Consider the following 19,321-nt stretch of genomic DNA (forward strand, 5'->3'; position numbering starts at 1 on the left):
GCGCAGGATGACGCGCGCGCTCGCGGAGGGGTACCCGGACGCGCACTGCGAGCTGGACTTCACCACACCGCTCGAGCTGGCCGTGGCCACGATCCTGTCCGCGCAGTGCACGGACGTACGGGTCAACCTGACGACACCGGCCCTCTTCGCCAAGTACCGCTCGGCGGCCGACTACGCCGGTGCCGACCGCACCGAGCTGGAAGAGATGATCCGGCCGACCGGCTTTTACCGGAACAAGGCGAGTTCCCTCATCGGCCTGGGCGCGGCGCTGGTGGAGCGGCACGGCGGTGAGATCCCCGGCAAGCTGGACGCGCTGGTCAAGCTGCCCGGCATCGGCCGCAAGACCGCCAACGTGATCCTCGGCAACGCCTTCGGCGTGCCCGGCATCACCGTCGACACCCACTTCGGCAGGCTCGTCCGGCGGTGGGGGTGGACAGAAGAAGAAGACCCGGTCAAGGTCGAGCACGCGATCGGCGCCCTGGTCCCGCGCAAGGACTGGACGATGCTGTCGCACTGGGTGATCTTCCACGGTCGCCGGGTGTGCCACGCGCGCAAACCCGCGTGCGGCGCCTGCCTGCTCTACCGCGACTGCCCGTCCTTCGGCGACGGCCCGACCGACCCCGACCAGGCCGCCAAGCTGGTCAAGGGCGCCGAGGCGCCGCACCTGGTCGAGCTGGCGGAGCGGACCCGGGCGGGCTACCGGCCGGGGAAGTCGACCGGGTGAACAGCCGGACCAGGTGGGTGCTGGCCGCGGTCGTCCTGCTGGTCGCCGCGGTCGTCGCGGTGTGGCCACGCGGTGACGGTGACCCAGGCGCGGCGCCCGCACCACCCGAACCGGACCTGACCGGGGCCAGGGCAGCCGCCGCGCTGGCCCCGTGCCCGAGCGGCTCGGGAGGGCCGCAGGAGCTGCGGGACGCGCGTGCCGAGTGCATGGCCGACGGGTCGCAGGTGACCGCGGGCACCGTGTTCGCGGGCAGGCCCGTGCTCGTGAACGTGTGGGCGACCTGGTGCGCGCCGTGCCGCGACGAGCTGCCGCTGCTGGCGGAGTACGCGGCGGGCGCTGACGCGGTCGAGGTCGTGGGGGTCGCGGTGCAGAGCCCGGCCAAGGACAGCCTCGACCTGCTGCGCACCCTGGGCGTGCGCTACCCGAACCTGCTCGACCGCGACGGGCTGGTCCAGCGCGGCCTGCGCGTCCCGGACGCGCTGCCCGCCTCGTACCTGGTCGCCGCCGACGGGAAGGTCACGATGGTCGCCCAGCCGCGGCTGTTCCGGTCGGTCGACGACGTGCGGGCGGCGGTGGACCGCTACCTCGGAGGGGGCCGATGAGCACGCACGGACCGCTGGTTGACCCGGGCACCCTGCCGGACTGGTTGGGCCCGGTGGTCGCCGCGACGAGCGATCTGGACCTGTCCCTGTGGCGGCGGTTCGCCGCTCCCGGCCCCGGGTCGCGCAATGCGGCTGTCTTGATGCTCTTGGGCGAAACGGACGACAACGGCCCGGATCTCCTCTTCCAGTTGCGCGCCAACAACGGCGGTCGACACTCCGGTCAAGTCGCCTTCCCCGGGGGACGAACCGAGGAGTCCGACGACGGACCGGTCTCCACCGCACTACGGGAAGCGGTAGAGGAAACCGGGCTCGATCCGGCCGGGGTGCGCCCGGTAGCGCTCTTGCCCGAACTGCACGTACCCGTGTCCGGTTACAACGTCGTGCCTGTCTTGGCGCACTGGGAGAAGCCGAGCAAGGTGTGGGCGGTGGACGCCGCCGAGTCGCAGGCGGTCGCCCGGATCCCCGTGTCGCACCTGGCCGACCCGGCGAACCGGTTCCGCGTGCGGCACGCGGGCGGTTACGTCGGGCCCGCCTTCGCCGCCCCTGGCATGCTGATCTGGGGGTTCACCGCGGGCCTGTTGACCATGCTGCTCGCCCTGGGCGGCTGGGAGCGTCCTTGGGACGCCGACGACGTGCGCGACCTGGACCTGGCCTGGCGCTTGGTCGAGGATCGGAGGTCCCGGGCGTGAACTGGGTGGATGTGCTCGTCGTCGCGCTCGCCGTGCTGGCCGCGGTGTCCGGCGCGCGGCAGGGCGTGATCACCGCGTTGCCCGCGTTCATCGGGGTCCTGCTCGGCGCGGTCGCGGGCATCAAGATCGCGCCGCTGGTGGTCGAGCAGATCGACTCGACGCCGACCCGGGTCGCGTTCGCGGTGGCGATCTTCGTGCTGCTGGTGGCGCTGGGCGAGACGTTCGGCGTGTGGGTCGGCCGGACGCTGCGGCAGAAGATCTCCTCACCGAAGCTCGCGGGCGTGGACAGCGCGCTGGGCGCGGTCGTGCAGGGCGCGGTGGTGTTCGTGGTGGCCTGGCTGATCGCGCTGCCGCTGACCACCGTCGGCGGGCTGCCGGGGCTGGCCTCGGCGATCAACAACTCGGCGGTGCTCGGCGGGGTCAACGAGGTCATGCCGCAGGCCGCGCGCGGGCTGCCCAACGAACTGCGGCGCCTGTTGGACGTCTCCGGGTTCCCGGCCGCGGTCGACCCGTTCAACCGCACGCCGAACCGCGAGGTCGCCCCGCCCGACCCGGCGCTGCAGGCCAGCGCGGTGGTGCGGCGGGTCGAGCCGAGCGTGCTGAAGGTCAACGCCAAGGCGCCGTCGTGCGAGCGGGCGCTGGAGGGCAGCGGGTTCGTGATCTCCCCGGAGCGGGTGATGACGAACGCGCACGTAGTGGCGGGCACCGACGAGGTAGGCGTAGAGGTCCAGGGCGACTCGCTGCGCGCCCGGGTCGTGCACTACGACCCCGAGACGGACGTGGCGATCCTGGCGGTGCCGGGGCTGGAGGTGGACCCGCTGCCGTTCGCCCCCGGTGACGCGGCGAGCGGCCAGGACGGCATCGTCTTGGGCTACCCGCTCGACGGTCCGTACACCGCGTCCCCCGCGCGCGTGCGCGACCGGATCCCGTTGCGCGGACCGGACATCTACGACGCGTCGACGGTCAACCGGGACGTGTTCACGCTGCGCGCCAAAGTGCTCAGCGGCAACTCCGGCGGTCCACTGATCAACCCGGCGGGTGAGGTCATCGGCGTCGTCTTCGGCGCGGCGGTGGACAACTCGGAGACCGGATTCGCGCTGACGGCGGCGGAGGTCCGCGACGAGGTCGGCCGCGCGCCGTCGCTGTCCCAGCCGGTGTCGACCGGGCGGTGCGCGAGCTAGAGCAGGTCCAGGGCGTCGCCGGGGCGGGCGTCGAGGTGCGCGGCGGCCGTGGGGTAGCGGGGGTCGTCGGGGAGGATCACGCGCAGGGTGGTGCCGGTGCGGACCACCTTGGGGATGATCTTGTCGACGGTCCGCGGCGCGGCCATGGCGGCGGCCACGGAGTCGCGTTCGGACAGTTCGGCCAGGGCCATCCAGGTGGGCGGGAGCAGACCGCGGGCACCGGAACGCCAGTCGTCCAAGGCGTCCGCCGGTCGGCGCCAGGCAACGTCCTCGGCCTCCGTAGTGGCGCCGTCGGCGTGCTGGCCCTCGGGCATGGCGGCGAGGAAGAAGCGGGTGTCGTAGCGGCGCGGCTCCTCGGCGGGGGTGACCCAGTTGGCCCACGGGCGCAGCAGGTCGGCGCGCAGGACCAGGCCGTGGTCGGCGAGGAACCCGGCGAACGAGTACTTCCGCTCGACCAGTTCCTGCCGCGCGTCGTGGAACGGCCGCGTGTCCGCCACGACGCTGTCCCCGTCCGGCCCGGCCAGCAGGACCCCGGACTCCTCGAACGTCTCCCGCACGGCCGCGCACACCAGCGCCCGCGCCAGCGCCTCGTCGCAGCCGAACCGCGCCGCCCACCAGGCCGGGTCCGGACCGTGCCAGGCCACGGAGGCGTCGGCGTCGCGGCGGTCCACGCCGCCGCCGGGGAAGACCGTCATGCCGCCCGCGAACGCCATGCCGACGACCCGGCGCAGCAGGAACACCTCCAGGCCGTCCTGGTCGCGGACCAGCATGACCGTCGCGGCGTCCTTCGGCGTGACCGGCGGGTTCGGGGGCTCGGCGGGCACCAGGTCGGCGGGCAGGACCAGTTCCTCGGGCAGTTCGGGCACGGGATCGACCCTAACCGCCACCGGGGGCCGATAGTGTGCGGGACGTGACGCACCCGGCCTACGCCGTCGTCCGCCAGGTCACCCCGTACGCCGGGGTGTTGTTGGAGGACAACCCCAGCGTGATGACCCTCGACGGCACGAACACCTGGATCCTGCGCGCTCCGGGGTCCGCCGATGCCGTAGTGGTCGATCCCGGCCATGAGGACATCCCGCACTTGGAGCGAATCGTCGCCGCCGCAGGGACCATCGAGGCAATCCTCATCACCCACCACCACGACGACCACGTTGGCGGTGCGCCATGGCTCGCTCGTCACGCCGCTGCGCCGGTCCGCGCGTTCGACCCCGCGTTGTGTGTCGATGGGGCGCCGTTGACCGACCGCGAGGTCGTAGTGGCTGCGGGGTTGGAGATCGAGGTACTGCACACCCCGGGGCACACGGCGGATTCGCTGTGTCTTGCCGTTAACCACGACGAGCCCGCTGTTCTTACCGGCGACACGGTTTTGGGCCGGGGCACCACTGTGATCTCCCCGCCGCCGGATGGCTCTCTTGGCGCTTACCTGAGCTCTCTGCGGACTCTGATCGCCTTCCGCTCCGGTACGCGTGTTCTTCCCGGCCATGGCCCGGATTTGCCTGATCTGCCCGTAGTGGCGCAGGAATACCTCACCCACCGCGAACAGCGTCTCGACCAGATCCGCGCCGCCTTGGCGCACCTCGGTTCGGACGCCACACCGCGCCAAGTGGTCGAACACGTCTACGCGGACGTCGACCCGTCGCTTTGGCCCGCCGCCGAGTGGTCGGTGCGGGCGCAGTTGGAGTACCTCAACCAGGGATTGGGCAGATGAGCGCTGACGTGGTGCGGGTCGGGTTGGTCGGGGCCGGGCCGTGGGCTCGGAACGTGCACGCGCCGGGGCTGCTGGCGCACCCGGGAACCGAGCTGGCGGCGGTGTGGGCCCGACGGCCGGAGGCCGCCGCGGAGTTGGGGGCGCCGGTCGTCGCGGACTTCGACGCCCTGCTCGGCCAGGTCGACGCGGTCGCGTTCGCGGTACCGCCCGCGATCCAGACCGAACTCGCGATCAAGGCGGCCCGCGCGGGCAAGCACGTGCTGCTGGAGAAACCCATCGCGGACACCCTCACCAACGCCGAGCGGCTGGCCGACGCGGTCGCGGAGGCGGGGGTCGCGTCGATCGTCGTGTTCATCCGCCGGTTCGCCCCGGAGGTCGTCGACTGGCTGGCCGACCTGGACGGCACCGACGGCTGGGCGGGCGGCACGGCCCGCTGGCTCTCCGGCGCCCTGCTCGGCGGCGCGTACTCGTCGTCCGCCTGGCGCCACGAAGGCGGCGCGCTGGCCGACATCGGACCGCACGTCTTCGACCTGCTGGACGCCGCACTCGGCCGGATCACCGACGTGGTCGCCGCACACCGCAGCGAACCAGACCTGTGGAACTTCGTCCTCACCCACGAAGACACCCGCACGAGCACCGCAACCCTGTCGATGCGCCTACCCATGCGCCCCACCATCACAGAGGTCTCGGTCTACGGCGAAGCGGGCTACCGCGAACTGACCGGCCGCTCAACCCCCGCCCAAGACTCCTACAAAACCCTCCTAGACGAATTCACCACAATGGTCCACACAGGACAAACCACCCACCGCGCAGACGCCCACCGCGGCCTCCACATCCAGCGAATCCTGAACACCGCAAGCAAGGCCGCCCAGCGGAACTAACACCCGCCGCCACAATCCCGCCGCCTCGTGAAGCCCCACCCCGAGCCCAAGCGCAGCCCCCGCCCTCCTCTTGGGGGACAGCCCTGCTCCAGTCTATCGGGGGTGGGGTGCGGCGGAAGGGGTGGCGATTTCCTGTGGATGATTCCGGCGCATGTGGATGGAGGTCCGCCTAGCAAGATCAATTCGGCGGACTTGGTTCGCCTTGAGCCAGAAGAGCGGGCGACAGGGCCGCGCAGGGCGATGGGCGAACACGCCTTGTCCGCGATCCCATTCGGCCAGGTCCAGGGATGCCCGCCGCCGGAACGAACGCTCCGGAGTCCATCGAGCGGCGGCACGCACCGGGGATCATTCCCAGACCGGCCGCGCTGCATCCGCAACCCGCCACACCAAGATCAAAGCGAGTCGATGGACGGGCCCACTTGCCGGACGTCCTGTTCGTCAGGAGCGAGAGCGCGACGGAAGGCGGCGATTTCCCGTCAACGGTTCCAGCGCATGTGGACAGAGCCCGGCCGAGCAAGATCGACTCGACTGGCTTCGGTTCACCGTGAAGCCGGAACCGGACCGCAGGCGACAGGACCGCGCGACGAGCGCGCTTCGACCTGATCGGCGAAGAAGAACGGGTCCAAGTTGCCAACAACCAGCCAGGAGCGTGGTGGCTCGACGAACCGACCACGCCCCTTGGAGCAGGAGCAACGAGAACCCGCCCGGGCTTCGTGAGCCAGGAGCTAGGAGTGCTTGCTCTCCGGTGGTTGCAGGGGCAGCCCGTTGACCATGGTCGAGCTGTTGGCCTCGTGCCAGTCGAACGGCTGCCCGCCTGCGCCGAGGTCGCCTTGCCAGTCCGGTTGAGTCGGGTCCGTCTGCTCGCGACGGGCCAACTCCTCCTGTAACTGGCGCAGCAGGCCCAACTCCTGGTCGTTCAGCGAGTCGTCAGCCGGAGGCGCGGACGGCGGAATGTCCTCAGAGGCCGGGATCCACTGCTCGGCGATCTTCTTCTTCGACGCCTTCACAGGATTCCCTTTGGGCACCACCGCGGGCGGTGTGCGCGGCACCTGTACCTCCGTGGCGTAGCGCATGGCCGTGTGGTGGTAGTCCGTCGGTTCCGTACCGTCCCGCAGGACCTCGACCGACGCCGTCAGGCCCGCCCGGCGCAGGGACGTCTCCACCCGGTACGCGGTGGCCGCCGCCGAGCCCGTGGGGCCGACGCCGACCAGCACGACCCGGTGCGGGACCGCGCCCGTAGCCGCGCCCGCCGGGGTGAGGCGCCAGACGGCCCACACCGCGCGGATGTCGGGCAGGGCTTCGAGGACTCGGCTGGCCGCTTCGGCTACGCCCTCCTCCGGGCCGATGCCGTCGACCTTGCCCGCGGCGAAGCGGTGGCGGGTGACCAGGTCGGGCTCGGCGACGCGCACCCGGCCGACCACTCCGGGGTCGCTGTAGGTGGCGCCGAACAGCGCGAGCAGCTCCTCCCGCTCGGCCGTGCCGATGCCCACGTGCCCGGCGACCAGGCACCCGGCGATCATCTCCAGCGACCGGTCGATCTCGGCCGAGGCCAGCAGTTCCCTGGCGTCGGCGAGCGCGTCGTCGTCCAGCCTGCCCGCCAGGGCCAGCAGGAGGTCGTGCACCCGGACCGGCAACGCCACCCCCGCCCATCCCTTGCCCGCGGCGACCTGCGTCACGTTCCGTCCCCTCCCACTCGGCGGTGCTAGCTGGAGACCAGTTGGTCCTGGGCGACCAGCGGCTCCGATGCGGCGAACGCGGCCCGGTGGTAGCGCGGCGGCTCCATCGTGCGCGGCAGCACCTCGACCGCGGGCTCGTACGTGCCCAGGGCACGCAGCACCCGCTGCAGCTCCCCGGTCAGGTGGGCCCCGTCGCCCGACGTGGTCACCAGGACCACCCGGGTCGCCGAACCGCCGCCGGAGCGGCTGCGCCGCCAACTCGACCGCGCCTCGACCACCTCGGGGCGGCCCCGCAGGATCGCGCCGAGCACCACCGCGACCGAATCGCCCATGCTCACCCAGTCAGGTGACTCCGCGGAGAAGGTGTAGTCGACTTCGACGATTTCGTCCACCCACGGCAGCGCGTTCAGCCGTTCGGCATCCGCACCGTGCGCCATCAGAGCGTTGACCGCGAGCTTGTACTCCTCAGGTGTAATCGCCACCTTTTCCCGGAGCAGCGTCAGCGGCAGTGAACGGGCCACGGCGTCGAGCGCGTCGGCGGCCAGCCAGTCGCGGAACCGCCACAGCTGGCGGTCGCTCATCCGCCCCGCTAAGCGGAGCAGCAGTTCGTGGGCGCTCATCCGACCTCCACCACCAGTTCGACCTCGACCGGGACCCCGAGCGGCAACTCGGCCACGCCGACCGCGGACCTGGCGTGCCTGCCGACCTCGCCGAAGACCTCGGCGAGCAGGTCGGAGGCGCCGTTGAGCACCGCGGGCTGGCCGGTGAACCCACCGGCGGAGGCCACGAACCCGACCACCTTCACGACCCGGACCACCGAGTCGATGCCGACCAGGGCGTCCACCGCGGCCAGGGCGTTGAGCGCGCAGACCCGGGCCAGCCGCTGGGCCTCCTCGGGGCTGACCTCCGCGCCGACCTTGCCGGTGGCCGCGACCGCGCCGTCGACCAGCGGGATCTGCCCCGCGGTGAAGACCAGCGCGCCCGCGCGCACGGCCGGGACGTAGGACCCGGCGGGCGCCGCGACCGGCGGCAGGTCGATCCCCAGCTCGGCGAGCCGAGCGCGCCAGGACACCTCAGCCGACCTTGGGGCGCTTGAGGTAGGCGACCAGCTGCTCGCCGGTCGGACCGGGCAGCACCGACACCAGCTCCCAGCCGTCCTCGCCCCACTGGTCGAGGATCTGCTTGGTCGCGTGGATCAGCAGCGGCACGGTGGCGTACTCCCACTTGGTGAGCTCGGACAAGGCGGGTCCTTATCATCGGAGGTCGGCCAGGTCAACGACCAGGCTGCACGCGTCGCAACCGGGTAGGCCACACCCTAGCCGCACACCGGTCGAGAGGTCCCGGGCCGGGGCCGTGCGATCCGACCCGGTTCACCGACGAGGGTGCGGGCTGACCGAGAGTGGTCGGTACGGTTGCGCCATGGAGTCGTGGCGGATCATCGCGACCACGCTGCTCGGCGTGAGCGGACTGGTGCTGGTGCTGGTCACCATGGCCAAGGTCCGCGACCGGACCGGGTCGGCCACCTCGGTCGCCGTCTCCGGCGTGGTCGCGCTGACCCTGCTCGGGCTGCTCGGCCTGCTGACCACCACGGTGCTGGCCGCGCCGCTGGTGTGGACCCTGGTGATCGTGGTCGGCGCGGCCGCGTCGGTCATGCTGCTGGTCGGCTGAGCGGGCCCCGAGCGATGCGCCACTCGAACGGCGCCCCGGGTAACCGGGCATTTACGCTGAAACCGTGACCACCCCTGTCGTCGGCTGGACGGAGCAGATCGCCCGGGCCCGGCTCCACGTGGTGACCGGCAAGGGCGGGACCGGCAAGTCCACCGTGGCGGGCGCCCTCGCGCTGGCGCTGGCGACCGGTGGCAGGCGCGTCCTGCTGGTGGAGGTCGAGGGCAGGCAGGGCATCGCCCAGCTCTTCGACCGGCCGCCGCTGCCCTACGCGGAGGAGCGGGTGGCCGCCGCGCCGGGCGGTGGCGAGGTGCGGGCGCTGCACGTCGACGTCGAGGCGGCGCTGCTGGAGTACCTGTCGATGTTCTACAACCTCGGCTTCGCGGGCCGCACGCTGCGCAAGATGGGCGCCATCGAGTTCGCCACCACCCTCGCGCCCGGCCTGCGCGACGTGCTGCTCACCGGGAAGATCAAGGAGTGCGTCACCCGCGCCGAGGACGGCAGGCACGTCTACGACGCGGTGGTCGTCGACGCGCCGCCGACCGGCCGGATCGTGAAGTTCCTCGACGTCACCAAGGCCATGGCCGACCTGGCCAAGGTCGGCCCGATCAAGGGCCAGAGCGACGGCGTGGTCAAGCTGCTGCACTCCGGCGACACCGCCGTGCACCTGGTGACCCTGCTGGAGGAGATGCCGGTGCGCGAGACCATCGAGGCCGTCGAGGAGCTCGACGCCGCCGACCTGCGACCGGGGGCGATCCTGCTGAACCGGGTCCGGCCGCCGCGGCTGCCCGCCCGCTCGGTCACCGCCGCCGCCGACGGCCGGGTCGACGCGGCCCGGATCCGCGACGGCCTCACCTCCGCTGGGTTGGCGCTGTCCGACGCGCAGGTCGACGGCCTGGTCGAGGAGACCGTCGAGCACGCCATCCGGGTGCAGGCCGAGCAGCGGGCGCGCACCCAGCTGGCCGAGGTGGACCTGCCCGCGGTGGAGCTGCCCGAGGTGGTCGACGGCATCGACCTGGGCACCCTCTACGAACTGGCCGAGGCGCTCGTCGACCAGGGGGTCCGATGAGCGCCCTCGAGGTCGACGCGCTGATCGACGACCCCGGTACCCGCGTCGTGGTGTGCTGCGGCTCCGGCGGCGTCGGCAAGACCACCACCGCCGCGGCGATCGCCGTGCGCGCCGCCGAGCGCGGCCGCGACACCGTGGTGCTGACCATCGACCCGGCCCGGCGGCTCGCGCAGGCGCTGGGCCTGGCCGAGCTGGGCAACGTGCCGCGCGAGGTCGCGGTGCCGGGTTTCGCGCCCAAGGGCTCGCTGAGCGCGATGATGCTGGACATGCGGCGCACCTTCGACGACATGGTGCTCGCGCACGCCGGGCCGAAGCGGGCCGAGGAGGTGCTGGCAAACCCGTTCTACCGGACCATCTCCTCGTCGTTCTCCGGCACGCAGGAGTACATGGCGATGGAGAAGCTGGGCCAGCTCGCCGCCGACGGCACCTGGGACCTGATCGTGGTCGACACCCCGCCGTCGCGGTCGGCGCTGGACTTCCTGGACGCGCCGCGGCGGCTGTCCACCGCGCTGGACGGTCGGATGATCAAGCTGCTGACCGGACCGGCCCGCGCGGGCGGTTGGGGGCTGCGCAAGGTGGTCAGCGCCGGGTTCGGGCTGTTCGCCAAGGCCGTGTCGGCGATCGTGGGCGGCCAGATGCTGGCCGACGCGTCGGCGTTCGTGCAGGCCTTCGACGGGATGTTCGGCGGGTTCCGGGAGCGCGCCCAGCGCACGTACGAGCTGCTGCGCTCGGACGGCACGGCGTTCCTGGTGGTCGCCGCGCCCGAGCCGGACGCGCTGCGCGAGGCCAGCTTCTTCGTCGAGCGGCTGGCCGAGGAGTCCGTCCCGCTGGCGGGCCTGGTGGTCAACCGGACGCACCCGGCACTGGCGAAGCTGCCCGCGGCCAAGGCGCTCGGGGCCGCGGACTCGCTGGCGGCCCGCGGCGACGCCCCGCTGGCGGCGGCCGTGCTGCGGCTGCACGCCGACCGGGTGGCGCTGGCCCAGCGCGAGCGCAGGCTGGTCAGCCGGTTCACCAAGGCGCACCCCGGGGTGGCGCTGGCGCACGTGCCCGCGATGGCGGCCGACGTGCACGACCTGGCCGGGCTGCGGGAGATCGGCGACCGGCTGGCCGGGGCCTGACGACCTCCCGCACCGGGCCACCGCGCGCTGGCGACCCGAGCAAGTGACGGAGATCACCCTCGGGTGATCAACGCGTCAGCGGACTACCGCCCGCTCTCGAGTGCCGATCAACCCAGGACCGGGATCACCCTGACGCGGCCGGACCACCGGGCGCGGACGTCGGGATCATCCGACGCGGGCGTCGATGTCGTCGTAGGTGTGCCTGCGGCGGGCGTCGTCGAGCAGTTCGCGCCACGAGGCCACGTCCGGCCTGCGGCGCAGCAACGCCCTGCGCTCCCGTTCGGTCATGCCGCCCCACACGCCGAATTCGATTCGGTTGTCGAGCGCTTCCGCCAGGCATTCCGTGCGCACCGGGCACGCGATGCAGACCATCTTGGCCTTGCGCTGCTCGGCGCCCCGGACGAAGAGCCCGTCCGGGTCCTCGTCTCGGCACGTCGCACGGACACGCCAGTCGACCTGTGGCTGAGCGTCGAGATGCATATCCCCCACCCCTGTCGTCGTCGCGACCCTGTAACCCGGTACCCCCCGGTACCGGTGCCTTGCAGCTCCACCGCGGGACCGCGAGTAGCCGTTCGGCGCTGTCGTGAGACGTTGACGAACTCTAGTGGGTCCCGGTTCCATCGAGAACGCAGGTGGAGGTTCCCGTTACGAAAAGTCAATACGCCAGGTGGTGTCGTCGAAAAGGCACTTCGCGTGACGGCTTCACCGGTGCTCCAACCGGGTCACGCGTAGGCTGGCCCCGTGCGTGTGGGAGACAGCCTGCTGAAACTGCTCGGACTTTGCCTGCTCGCGGGCGTGCTGCTGGCGGGGATGCTGTTCCCGGTCGTCGGCGCGCTGGGGGTCGCGTCGAACCGGGCGAGCGACACGATCGACAGCGTGTCGGCCGACCTGGTGTCCACGCCGCAGCCGCTGATCACCACGATCACCGACAGCGCGGGCAACCCGATCGCCTCGCTCTACGACCAGTACCGGCTCCCGGCGACCGCCGACCAGATCTCCCCCACGATGAAGGCCGCGCTGGTCTCCGTGGAGGACCGCCGCTTCTACGAGCACCACGGCGTCGACTGGAAGGGCACCATCCGCGCCGCGGTCTCCAACCAGACCGGCGGCGAGACCCAGGGCGCGTCCACGCTCACGCAGCAGTACGTGAAGAACTACTTGATCAACGTGGTCAACCGGGACAACAAGGTCGAGCAGAGCAAGGCCCAGGAGCAGACCATCGCGCGCAAGCTGCGCGAGGCGCGGATCGCCATCCAGCTCGAGCAGAAGATGAGCAAGGAGGAGATCCTCACCGGTTACCTCAACGTGATCGAGTTCGCCTACGAGGTCTACGGCATCGGGGCGGCGGCGCACGCGTACTTCGGCACCACACCGGACAAGCTGACCGTCTCGCAGTCCGCGCTGCTGGCGGGCGCGGTGAACAACCCGGTGCTGTACAACCCGTGGCGCAAACCGTCGGAGACGTTGGCCCGGCGCAATTTCGTGATCGACAAGATGGTCGAGAACCAGAAGCTTTCCCCGTCGGCCGCCGCGGAGGCCAAGAAGGAGCCCCTGGGCGTCCTCCCGAAGGTGGACAAGCCCGCCGCGAACTGCGTCGGCGCGGGCCCGGAGTACGGCTTCTACTGCCAGTACGTCTTCGAGTACCTGGAGAAGGTCGGCTTCACCGAGGACCAGCTCAAGACCGGCGGCTACACGATCAAGACCAGCCTGGACGCGCGCGCCACGCAGCTGGCCAAGCAGGCGGCCGAGGCCGAGGTCCCCAAGACCCAGCCGGGCATCGCCAACACCATGGCGGTCGTCCAGCCGGGCAAGGAGCGCCACCAGGTGCTGGCCCTGGTCGCCAACCGCGACTACGGCCTGGACCCCGCCCAGGGCCAGACCACCTACGGCCTGCCGAGCCGGGTGGCCAACAAGTTCGGCGCGGGCTCCATCTTCAAGATCTTCACCACCGCCGCCTACCTGGAGAAGGGCGGCGGCATCATGAACGTCATCGACACGCCCACCTCCTACGAGTCCCAGGTCTTCACCGGCGGCGGGAAGAGCTGCAAGCGCACGGACAAGCCGAACGACGGCGACAACCGCAAGTACTGCCTGAACAACGCGGGCAAGGGCTACCCGCCGAACATGACCGTGCAGGACGCGCTGGGCACGTCCCCGAACACCGGGTTCGTGATCCTGGAAGAGCGCGTCGGCATGGGCGCGGTCGTGGACATGGCCAGCAGGCTCGGCCTGCGCGAGACCATGGCGGCCAACAGCTACGGCGTCACCCCCGACCCCAACTCGGCCGACGACCGCAACCGGATGCCGCAGAGCGACTTCTTCAAGCCGACCCAGGGCAACCCCGCGGGTCGCGCGTCCTTCACCCTGGGCCCGGGCCCGGTGAGCACGCTGGAGCTGGCGAACGTGGGCGCCACGATCATGAGCGGCGGCGTGTGGTGCCCGCCGACGCCGATCGTCGAGGTGCTCGACCGCGAGGGCAAGAAGATCGACGTCAACGAGGCCCCCTGCGAGCAGGCCGTCGCCGAGCCGCTGGCGAACACGCTGGCCACCGGGATGTCGAAGGACGACACCATGGCGAACGGCACCTCGCGCGCCGCCGCCCAGTCGGTCGGCTGGAACCGCCCGATGGCGGGCAAGACCGGCACCACGCAGGAGTTCAAGTCGGCGGGCTTCGTCGGCGCCACCCCGCAGTACGCGGCGGCCGTGCTGACCTTCAACGACAGCCCCAAACCGCAGGGCCTCTGCGACACCGACCCACCGCGCCTCTGCGGCACCGGCGGCAACATCTTCGGCGGCAAGGTCCCGGCCCGGACCTGGTTCGCGATGATGTCGAAGTACATGGAGGGCATGCCGGTGGCCCCCCTGCCCCCGACCGATCCCCGCTACCTCGACGGCGGCGACGGGTCCAAGGTGCCGGACGTGACCAACAAGAGCCAGCAGGAGGCCACGGACATCCTCCAGGGCGCCGGCTACAAGGTCGTGGCCCAGAGCCGCAACGACGCCCGCAAGAAGGGCACCGTGGTCGCCCAGTCCCCGCGCGGCGGGGCCATCCAGGGCGAGACGATCACGATCTTCGTGAGCACGGGGTACGTCCCGCCGCCCAAGACGAGCGACGTCCCGCCGACGGGCGACCCGGGCTTCCCCGATCCGGGCTTCCCCGGCGGCCCGGGCAACGGCGGCGGCCAACCCAGCATCCCCGGCAGGCCCGGCAGACCACCGATCACGATCGTCCCGCCCGCAGCGGGCGGCTGACCCCAACGATCAGGTAGCGCCCGGGTTCCGATCCCACGGAACCCGGGCGCTGTCGGTTCGCGCTCTGCTCGGATGACGTGGTGACCACGACACACGAGCGGTTATCGAGGAGTTGGGGCGGCAGTCCGGTGCCGGGCTGCCTCATGCTGCTGTTCCTGTTCGTCGTACTGCCGCTCTACTTCTTCTTCAGGTCCATCTCGCCGGGACACCCGACCGAAGTAGCCGAGGACGACGCCTGGGAGGGGATCCGGGCAACGGAGGAAAGGCTGCGCGCCTTGCCGGTCACCGCAGACGACACCGCGATCGCGGCGGCGGTCGAGGCAGACGGGCAGCTCCGCGGGATCACCCGGGACGCGGCGAAGGTCACCGCGACCGCGACCTACCAGGGGAGCGGGCCCGCGTTCATCTTCGTCACCCAGGTGATGGTGTGCGCCGACTTCACCCTTACCGTCGACAACGGCCGGTGGGCGGTGTCGTCCGCCGAGAGCCCGGACTGCGCGGCCGTGCCGATATCTACGACGTCAACCTCTTCTTGACGACGGCGGCGACCCGGCCACCCTCGGCGCGGCCCGCGACCTTGGCGTTGGCGGCCTTCATGACCTGGCCCATCTGGCGCGGACCCGGGGCCTCGCCGAGCTGCTCGGTGACCTCGGCGACGGCGGCGTCGACCAGGGCGGTCAGTTCGTCGTCGGCGAGCTGCTGGGGCAGGTACTCGTTGAGGACCGCGGCCTCGTCGAGCTCCAACTGGGACTGCTCGGCCCGACCGGCGCCCGCGAACGCCTCGGCGGCCTCCTTGCGCTTCTTCACCTCGCGGGCCAGCAGCTTGAGCACCTCGTCGTCGGTGAGCTGCCGGGCCGAGTCACCCGCGACCTCCTCGTTGGCGACGGCGGTCAGCGCCATGCGCAGCGTCGCGGTGCGGGTCTTCTCCCGGTTCTTCATCGCGGAGGTCAGGTCCGCCTGGAGGCGGTTCTTGAGGTCGGCCATGTCTGAAGAGGCTACTGGGGCCGCCAACCGGATATCCGCCAAGGTCAGGCGGGTGGACGGGGTAACCCGTCCGACGGTTGCGGGCCGGGGCGGGCCAACCCGTACCCTCGGGAGTGTGAGTGACGCAGTGAGCACCCTCGGCCGCAAAGCCCTCCGGGCCGCCATCGGCACCGCCGCGCTGGGCGCGGCGACCCTCGCCTACGCGGCGGGCTACGAGCGGACGAGGTGGACGCTGCGCCAAGCCACGCTGCCGGTGCTCGCCGAAGGCGCCCGCCCCCTGCGCGTGCTGCACATCTCGGACCTGCACATGCTGCCCGGCCAGAAGTCGAAGCAGCGGTGGGTGGCCGCGCTCGACGAGCTGAACCCCGACCTGGTCGTCAACACCGGCGACAACCTGGCCCACCGCCAGGCCGTCCCCGCCGTGGTGCGCGCTCTGGGCCCCCTGCTCAACCGCCCCGGTGTCTTCGTCTTCGGCAGCAACGACTACTACGCGCCCAAACCGAAGAACCCCGCGCGCTACCTGTTCCCGTCGAACAAGCGGATCCACGGCATCCCGCTGCCCTGGAAGGACCTGCGCGCGGCGATGCTGGAGCGGGGCTGGATCGACCTCACCCACACCCGCAAGCTCTTCACCGTCGACGGCCGCACCATCGCCGCGGCCGGAGTGGACGACCCCCACCTCCGCCGCGACCGCTACGACGAGATCGCGGGCAAACCCGACCGCCAAGCCACCCTGAGACTGGGCGTCACCCACTCCCCCGAACCCCGAGTCCTGGACCGGTTCGCCGAGGACGGCTACGACCTGGTCATGGCGGGCCACACCCACGGCGGCCAACTCCGCATCCCGGGCTACGGCGCGATCGTCACCAACTGCGACCTGGACCGCAGCCGAGCCCGCGGCTCGTCACGGTGGGGATCGGAGACGTGGCTGCACGTGTCCGCGGGACTGGGCACCTCGCCGTACGCCCCGGTCCGCTTCGCGTGCCCGCCCGAGGCCAGCCTGCTGACCCTCGTACCCCGCACGACCAGCACAGACCCGGCCCTGGACGGCTCAAGGGGAGCCCGGTTCGGAGCCGGTGCACGCGTCAGGTAAGCTTCTCTCGTTCCCACCGGGGTGTGGCGCAGCTTGGTAGCGCGCTTCGTTCGGGACGAAGAGGTCGCAGGTTCAAATCCTGTCACCCCGACGCAGGTCAGGCCCTGTCCACTTAGGTGCGGACAGGGCCTGATCTCGTTTCTGCTTGACTAACTGCTTGTCTACGCTCCCCTGCTTGTCGAGCGGGTGGCTCACGGGATCCACAGACCGCTCGGCGAGCGCACTAGGGTGGGCGCCAGGCGGTGGCCCGGCTCCGGCAGGGTCAGGACACCTGCTCGATGTGCCGAGGCCCCCGCGGTCGTGTTTCCAGACGCGGCCCCCGCCGAACTCCTCGGCGAGGATGCGCAGGCCGGTGTAGCACTGCACGTGCCGCGTTCCCACCAGTCGATGCGCTCAGCCAGCCGTAGGACCTCGCCAGCCTTGCCGACTTCCACCTCCAAACTAACGGCATGAATCGCGACGTCGGTCGACCCCGAACGCCGTCCCACGCCGCGTTGCACTCCCCCCGCCACTGCCGCCACCCGGGCTGCTACAGCGCTTGTTTCACCCGCCCATGAGGTCACCTGCCCGCACCTGCCACAGGGGCTACGGACAGCAGAGCGCCCCTGCATCGCGAGGCCATCACGGGTTTCACTGGCGGAGCTATCCCGAAAACCTCCGGCACGTGAGCAACTACTGCTTCGACACCCTCCATCTGTCCATCGGCGAGAAGGACATGGGCCGAATTCCAGGACGCAACACCTTGCGCCAGGGTTTTCCAGAGAACTCTGAAACCAGCATCGTCCGACCAGCCGCAATCTCCGCCAGTTTGCTGTATCGAGCTGGCGAACTCTGCCAGATTCGCCAGGCATCGATAATGCGCTGCCGGATGCCAGCGACATGGAGTACCTCGTCTTTTGCCAGGAACCGTGAGGGCACGACAAGTAGCTGTACCAGTCGGGGGTGATGTCTGGACAGCGGTCTCCGTGGGCGCTGTGTTGGGTAGCCCACCGATCAACAGCGAAGCGCTTCTACGAGGTTGAGCAGCGTAGACGATGCAGAGTCTTCTGCCGCATCGACGGGTAGACTATCTTGACTCGTAGTATATAGTGGCACATTGCCCGAAGTTGTACATCATTCGCGCAGTTAGTGCTCCACTCACAACCGGGGCGACAAATGGTATTGCACGCGAAATTCCTTGCTTGCTCGCCTCTTCATTGACTTTACTAACGAACAAGGTGGAGAGGCCCTTTAAATTGTGTTTGACTGTCTCAAGAAGGGGCGCTTCCAGCTTCGTAGTAAGTAGTTTGACGAGCAATTCTGACGATAGCGTCAACCCTACGCCCAGCCCCGCACGAACAAGAGGCGCTCCTGCGGCTGACAGATCTCTGCCAGACTTGGTGGCCCAAAGCTCAGTGATTCTGAGGATATCGTCCAGCGGGTCCAATTTAACCCCCAGGTGATATCCAATTCCCCAGGCAGTGTGGGCCATTTTTCGATATGTAAACACAAGCGAAGGCAAAGTCAGCGCAAGTGAAACGCCAGGAACGGCACTGCTCGCCATAGATACTGAAACAGCTTGCAATCCCTGCGCCCACCTCCACCGGATCTGCGAGACGTGGCTTTCTGCACTTTCTTTGACCTTTTCAGCGTCTCCAATGACCGCAGTAAACACTCTCTCGAAAACAGTTTCTTCCTTGTGATTCATTGGCTCAACCACTTCTTGGCTGTTACGTGGGCGATGCCAGGCAGTTCTACCATGTGTTGACCCATCGCGACAAGGATCACACAGACTCCTAAGTTAGAATTAGGGTTGAGTGCGTGGGAAGTTCCCACTCGATGGCACACTATCCGCCACAAGCCCCATTCCACCTTCTAAGCTACGAAAAATGGCGCTGGCCCGAAGATGCAAGGAGGTCTAAAGTAGTTTCGTGCCAGACGAGAATGACCCCGATCAGCACGAGGTGCAGAAGCTCGTCCATGACGAAATATCGAGCCGTATCGAAAGACAGGACCTCGATGGGACGCAAGTCGATAACAAGGCTACCGTCTTGATAGGCGTCTCGGCTGCAGCTGCACAATACCTTGCCACAAAAAATTCAAGCATTCTTTTCGCAAGCATTGCCTTCGGCATGTACGGGTTGGCATTCGTCTCTGCCGTGATGGTCATATCTATCAGACGGTATAGAGATCTACGACCCGCTGCGTTGATCGAGCTACTCGACGCCTCGAAAGAGGATGTTTTACATCGCTTGATTGCTATTCGGATTGAGATATATCAGCACAATTCTCTACGCTATCGACACAAAGCCATCTATTGGAGAATAAGCATTGCAGCCCTGACCACTGGCCTGATTACGTCAACTTCAGCAATCGCTCTCGGAAGGTAAGGTTAGATGAGCACAGACGCCGGCAAAGAATCTGATAGCGAACCGCAAAAAGGTTCCAAAGAAAGCCCCGATGCCAACATTGACGAGAAGGTCCAGAAATATCTCGCCAAGTGGTCAGATCGACGGTTTATCGATCAGCGAGAGAAGAATCCCCAGAACAGGCCCTAAAGACTTCGCGACCAGGTCACATGTGGTCGATTGACGCTCGCCCATGTGCATGCGCAATATGAGATCGGCGACTCCGTTGCTTAAGTCGAGCCATGTTCAGGCCCTGCCCGGTAAGCGGCAGGACCTGAACATGGCCGCACAA

The 19,321-nt window shown here is 69.5% G+C and carries 22 protein-coding genes and 1 tRNA gene; 15 read left to right on the top strand and 8 right to left on the bottom strand.

Annotated features, from left to right (window positions below; genetic code table 11):
- Window positions 1–7 precede the first annotated feature (7 nt).
- Genes nth through CLV40_RS21690 form a run of 4 tightly spaced genes read left to right on the top strand, consistent with a single transcriptional unit; the run spans window position 8 to window position 3,196 of the window.
- The gene (nth, locus tag CLV40_RS21675; RefSeq protein WP_104480797.1) at window positions 8–724 is read left to right on the top strand and encodes an endonuclease III; all 717 of its coding nucleotides are present in this window, start codon (window positions 8–10) and stop codon (window positions 722–724) included.
- Complete coding sequence (locus tag CLV40_RS21680) at window positions 721–1,326, top strand: TlpA family protein disulfide reductase (protein WP_104480798.1); 606 nt, start codon at window positions 721–723, stop codon at window positions 1,324–1,326. The genes nth and CLV40_RS21680 overlap by 4 nt, the downstream gene beginning before the upstream one ends.
- Window positions 1,323–2,015 (top strand): NUDIX hydrolase, encoded by a 693-nt coding sequence (locus CLV40_RS21685; protein ID WP_104480799.1) that lies wholly within the window; start codon window positions 1,323–1,325, stop codon window positions 2,013–2,015. Before CLV40_RS21680 ends, CLV40_RS21685 begins: the two co-directional genes overlap by 4 nt.
- Entirely contained in the window at window positions 2,012–3,196 is a 1,185-nt protein-coding gene (locus CLV40_RS21690; protein WP_104480800.1) for a MarP family serine protease, read from the top strand. Before CLV40_RS21685 ends, CLV40_RS21690 begins: the two co-directional genes overlap by 4 nt.
- Here the strand turns inward: CLV40_RS21690 and CLV40_RS21695 are convergent.
- Complete coding sequence (locus CLV40_RS21695; RefSeq protein WP_245931474.1) at window positions 3,193–4,053, bottom strand: NUDIX hydrolase; 861 nt, start codon at window positions 4,051–4,053, stop codon at window positions 3,193–3,195. The two genes, CLV40_RS21690 and CLV40_RS21695, sit on opposite strands and share 4 nt — an antisense overlap.
- 53 nt (window positions 4,054–4,106) lie before the next feature.
- Between CLV40_RS21695 and CLV40_RS21700 the strand changes: the two genes are divergently transcribed.
- Window positions 4,107–4,904, top strand: a complete 798-nt coding sequence (locus tag CLV40_RS21700; RefSeq protein WP_104480942.1) for an MBL fold metallo-hydrolase — start codon at window positions 4,107–4,109, stop codon at window positions 4,902–4,904.
- Entirely contained in the window at window positions 4,901–5,785 is an 885-nt protein-coding gene (locus CLV40_RS21705) for a Gfo/Idh/MocA family protein (RefSeq protein WP_104480802.1), read from the top strand. The genes CLV40_RS21700 and CLV40_RS21705 overlap by 4 nt, the downstream gene beginning before the upstream one ends.
- A gap of 725 nt (window positions 5,786–6,510) precedes the next feature.
- Here CLV40_RS21705 and CLV40_RS21710 read toward each other — a convergent pair.
- From CLV40_RS21710 to sp36, 4 genes are read right to left on the bottom strand one after another with little or no spacing between them, the layout of a single operon-like run.
- Window positions 6,511–7,461: a hypothetical protein gene (locus CLV40_RS21710; protein ID WP_104480803.1), complete on the bottom strand. Its 951-nt coding sequence runs from the start codon at window positions 7,459–7,461 to the stop codon at window positions 6,511–6,513.
- 26 nt (window positions 7,462–7,487) lie between these two features.
- Window positions 7,488–8,081: a hypothetical protein gene (locus CLV40_RS21715; RefSeq protein WP_104480804.1), complete on the bottom strand. Its 594-nt coding sequence runs from the start codon at window positions 8,079–8,081 to the stop codon at window positions 7,488–7,490.
- Window positions 8,078–8,533 (bottom strand): RidA family protein, encoded by a 456-nt coding sequence (locus tag CLV40_RS21720; RefSeq protein WP_104480805.1) that lies wholly within the window; start codon window positions 8,531–8,533, stop codon window positions 8,078–8,080. The genes CLV40_RS21715 and CLV40_RS21720 overlap by 4 nt, the downstream gene beginning before the upstream one ends.
- Before the next feature lies 1 nt (window position 8,534).
- On the bottom strand, window positions 8,535–8,702 hold the full coding sequence (sp36, locus tag CLV40_RS21725; RefSeq protein WP_104480806.1) for a Sp36 family protein: 168 nt from the start codon (window positions 8,700–8,702) through the stop codon (window positions 8,535–8,537).
- A 178-nt stretch (window positions 8,703–8,880) separates the two neighbouring features.
- On the opposite strand from sp36, the gene CLV40_RS21730 reads away from it, so the two are divergent.
- From CLV40_RS21730 to bagB, 3 genes are all read left to right on the top strand, one after another.
- On the top strand, window positions 8,881–9,129 hold the full coding sequence (locus CLV40_RS21730) for a hypothetical protein (RefSeq protein WP_104480807.1): 249 nt from the start codon (window positions 8,881–8,883) through the stop codon (window positions 9,127–9,129).
- Window positions 9,130–9,193: 64 nt separating this feature from the next.
- Window positions 9,194–10,195, top strand: coding sequence for an ATPase BagA (bagA, locus tag CLV40_RS21735; RefSeq protein ID WP_104480808.1), 1,002 nt, complete (start codon window positions 9,194–9,196; stop codon window positions 10,193–10,195).
- Window positions 10,192–11,313: an ATPase BagB gene (bagB, locus tag CLV40_RS21740; protein ID WP_104480809.1), complete on the top strand. Its 1,122-nt coding sequence runs from the start codon at window positions 10,192–10,194 to the stop codon at window positions 11,311–11,313. The genes bagA and bagB overlap by 4 nt, the downstream gene beginning before the upstream one ends.
- Window positions 11,314–11,478: 165 nt before the next feature.
- On the opposite strand, the gene CLV40_RS21745 is transcribed toward bagB, so the two are convergent.
- Entirely contained in the window at window positions 11,479–11,793 is a 315-nt protein-coding gene (locus tag CLV40_RS21745) for a WhiB family transcriptional regulator (RefSeq protein ID WP_104480810.1), read from the bottom strand.
- Window positions 11,794–12,054: 261 nt separating this feature from the next.
- On the opposite strand from CLV40_RS21745, the gene CLV40_RS21750 reads away from it, so the two are divergent.
- Entirely contained in the window at window positions 12,055–14,565 is a 2,511-nt protein-coding gene (locus CLV40_RS21750) for a penicillin-binding protein (RefSeq protein ID WP_181043645.1), read from the top strand.
- Window positions 14,566–14,645: 80 nt separating this feature from the next.
- Entirely contained in the window at window positions 14,646–15,101 is a 456-nt protein-coding gene (locus tag CLV40_RS21755) for a hypothetical protein (protein ID WP_146108165.1), read from the top strand.
- On the opposite strand, the gene CLV40_RS21760 is transcribed toward CLV40_RS21755, so the two are convergent.
- Entirely contained in the window at window positions 15,079–15,549 is a 471-nt protein-coding gene (locus CLV40_RS21760; RefSeq protein WP_104480813.1) for a GatB/YqeY domain-containing protein, read from the bottom strand. The two genes, CLV40_RS21755 and CLV40_RS21760, sit on opposite strands and share 23 nt — an antisense overlap.
- Window positions 15,550–15,664: 115 nt before the next feature.
- Between CLV40_RS21760 and CLV40_RS21765 the strand changes: the two genes are divergently transcribed.
- Window positions 15,665–16,642, top strand: a complete 978-nt coding sequence (locus tag CLV40_RS21765) for a metallophosphoesterase (protein ID WP_245931453.1) — start codon at window positions 15,665–15,667, stop codon at window positions 16,640–16,642.
- A gap of 17 nt (window positions 16,643–16,659) precedes the next feature.
- Window positions 16,660–16,733, top strand: a tRNA-Pro gene (locus tag CLV40_RS21770).
- A 975-nt stretch (window positions 16,734–17,708) separates the two neighbouring features.
- Here CLV40_RS21770 and CLV40_RS37365 read toward each other — a convergent pair.
- On the bottom strand, window positions 17,709–18,329 hold the full coding sequence (locus CLV40_RS37365) for a hypothetical protein (RefSeq protein WP_146108166.1): 621 nt from the start codon (window positions 18,327–18,329) through the stop codon (window positions 17,709–17,711).
- Window positions 18,330–18,552: 223 nt separating this feature from the next.
- On the opposite strand from CLV40_RS37365, the gene CLV40_RS37370 reads away from it, so the two are divergent.
- Window positions 18,553–19,011 (top strand): hypothetical protein, encoded by a 459-nt coding sequence (locus CLV40_RS37370; RefSeq protein ID WP_146108167.1) that lies wholly within the window; start codon window positions 18,553–18,555, stop codon window positions 19,009–19,011.
- 6 nt (window positions 19,012–19,017) lie between these two features.
- Window positions 19,018–19,179, top strand: coding sequence for a hypothetical protein (locus CLV40_RS38185; RefSeq protein ID WP_181043646.1), 162 nt, complete (start codon window positions 19,018–19,020; stop codon window positions 19,177–19,179).
- Window positions 19,180–19,321: the final 142 nt, after the last annotated feature.

The sequence above is a fragment of the Actinokineospora auranticolor genome, assembly GCF_002934265.1.
Lineage (GTDB): Bacteria > Actinomycetota > Actinomycetes > Mycobacteriales > Pseudonocardiaceae > Actinokineospora > Actinokineospora auranticolor.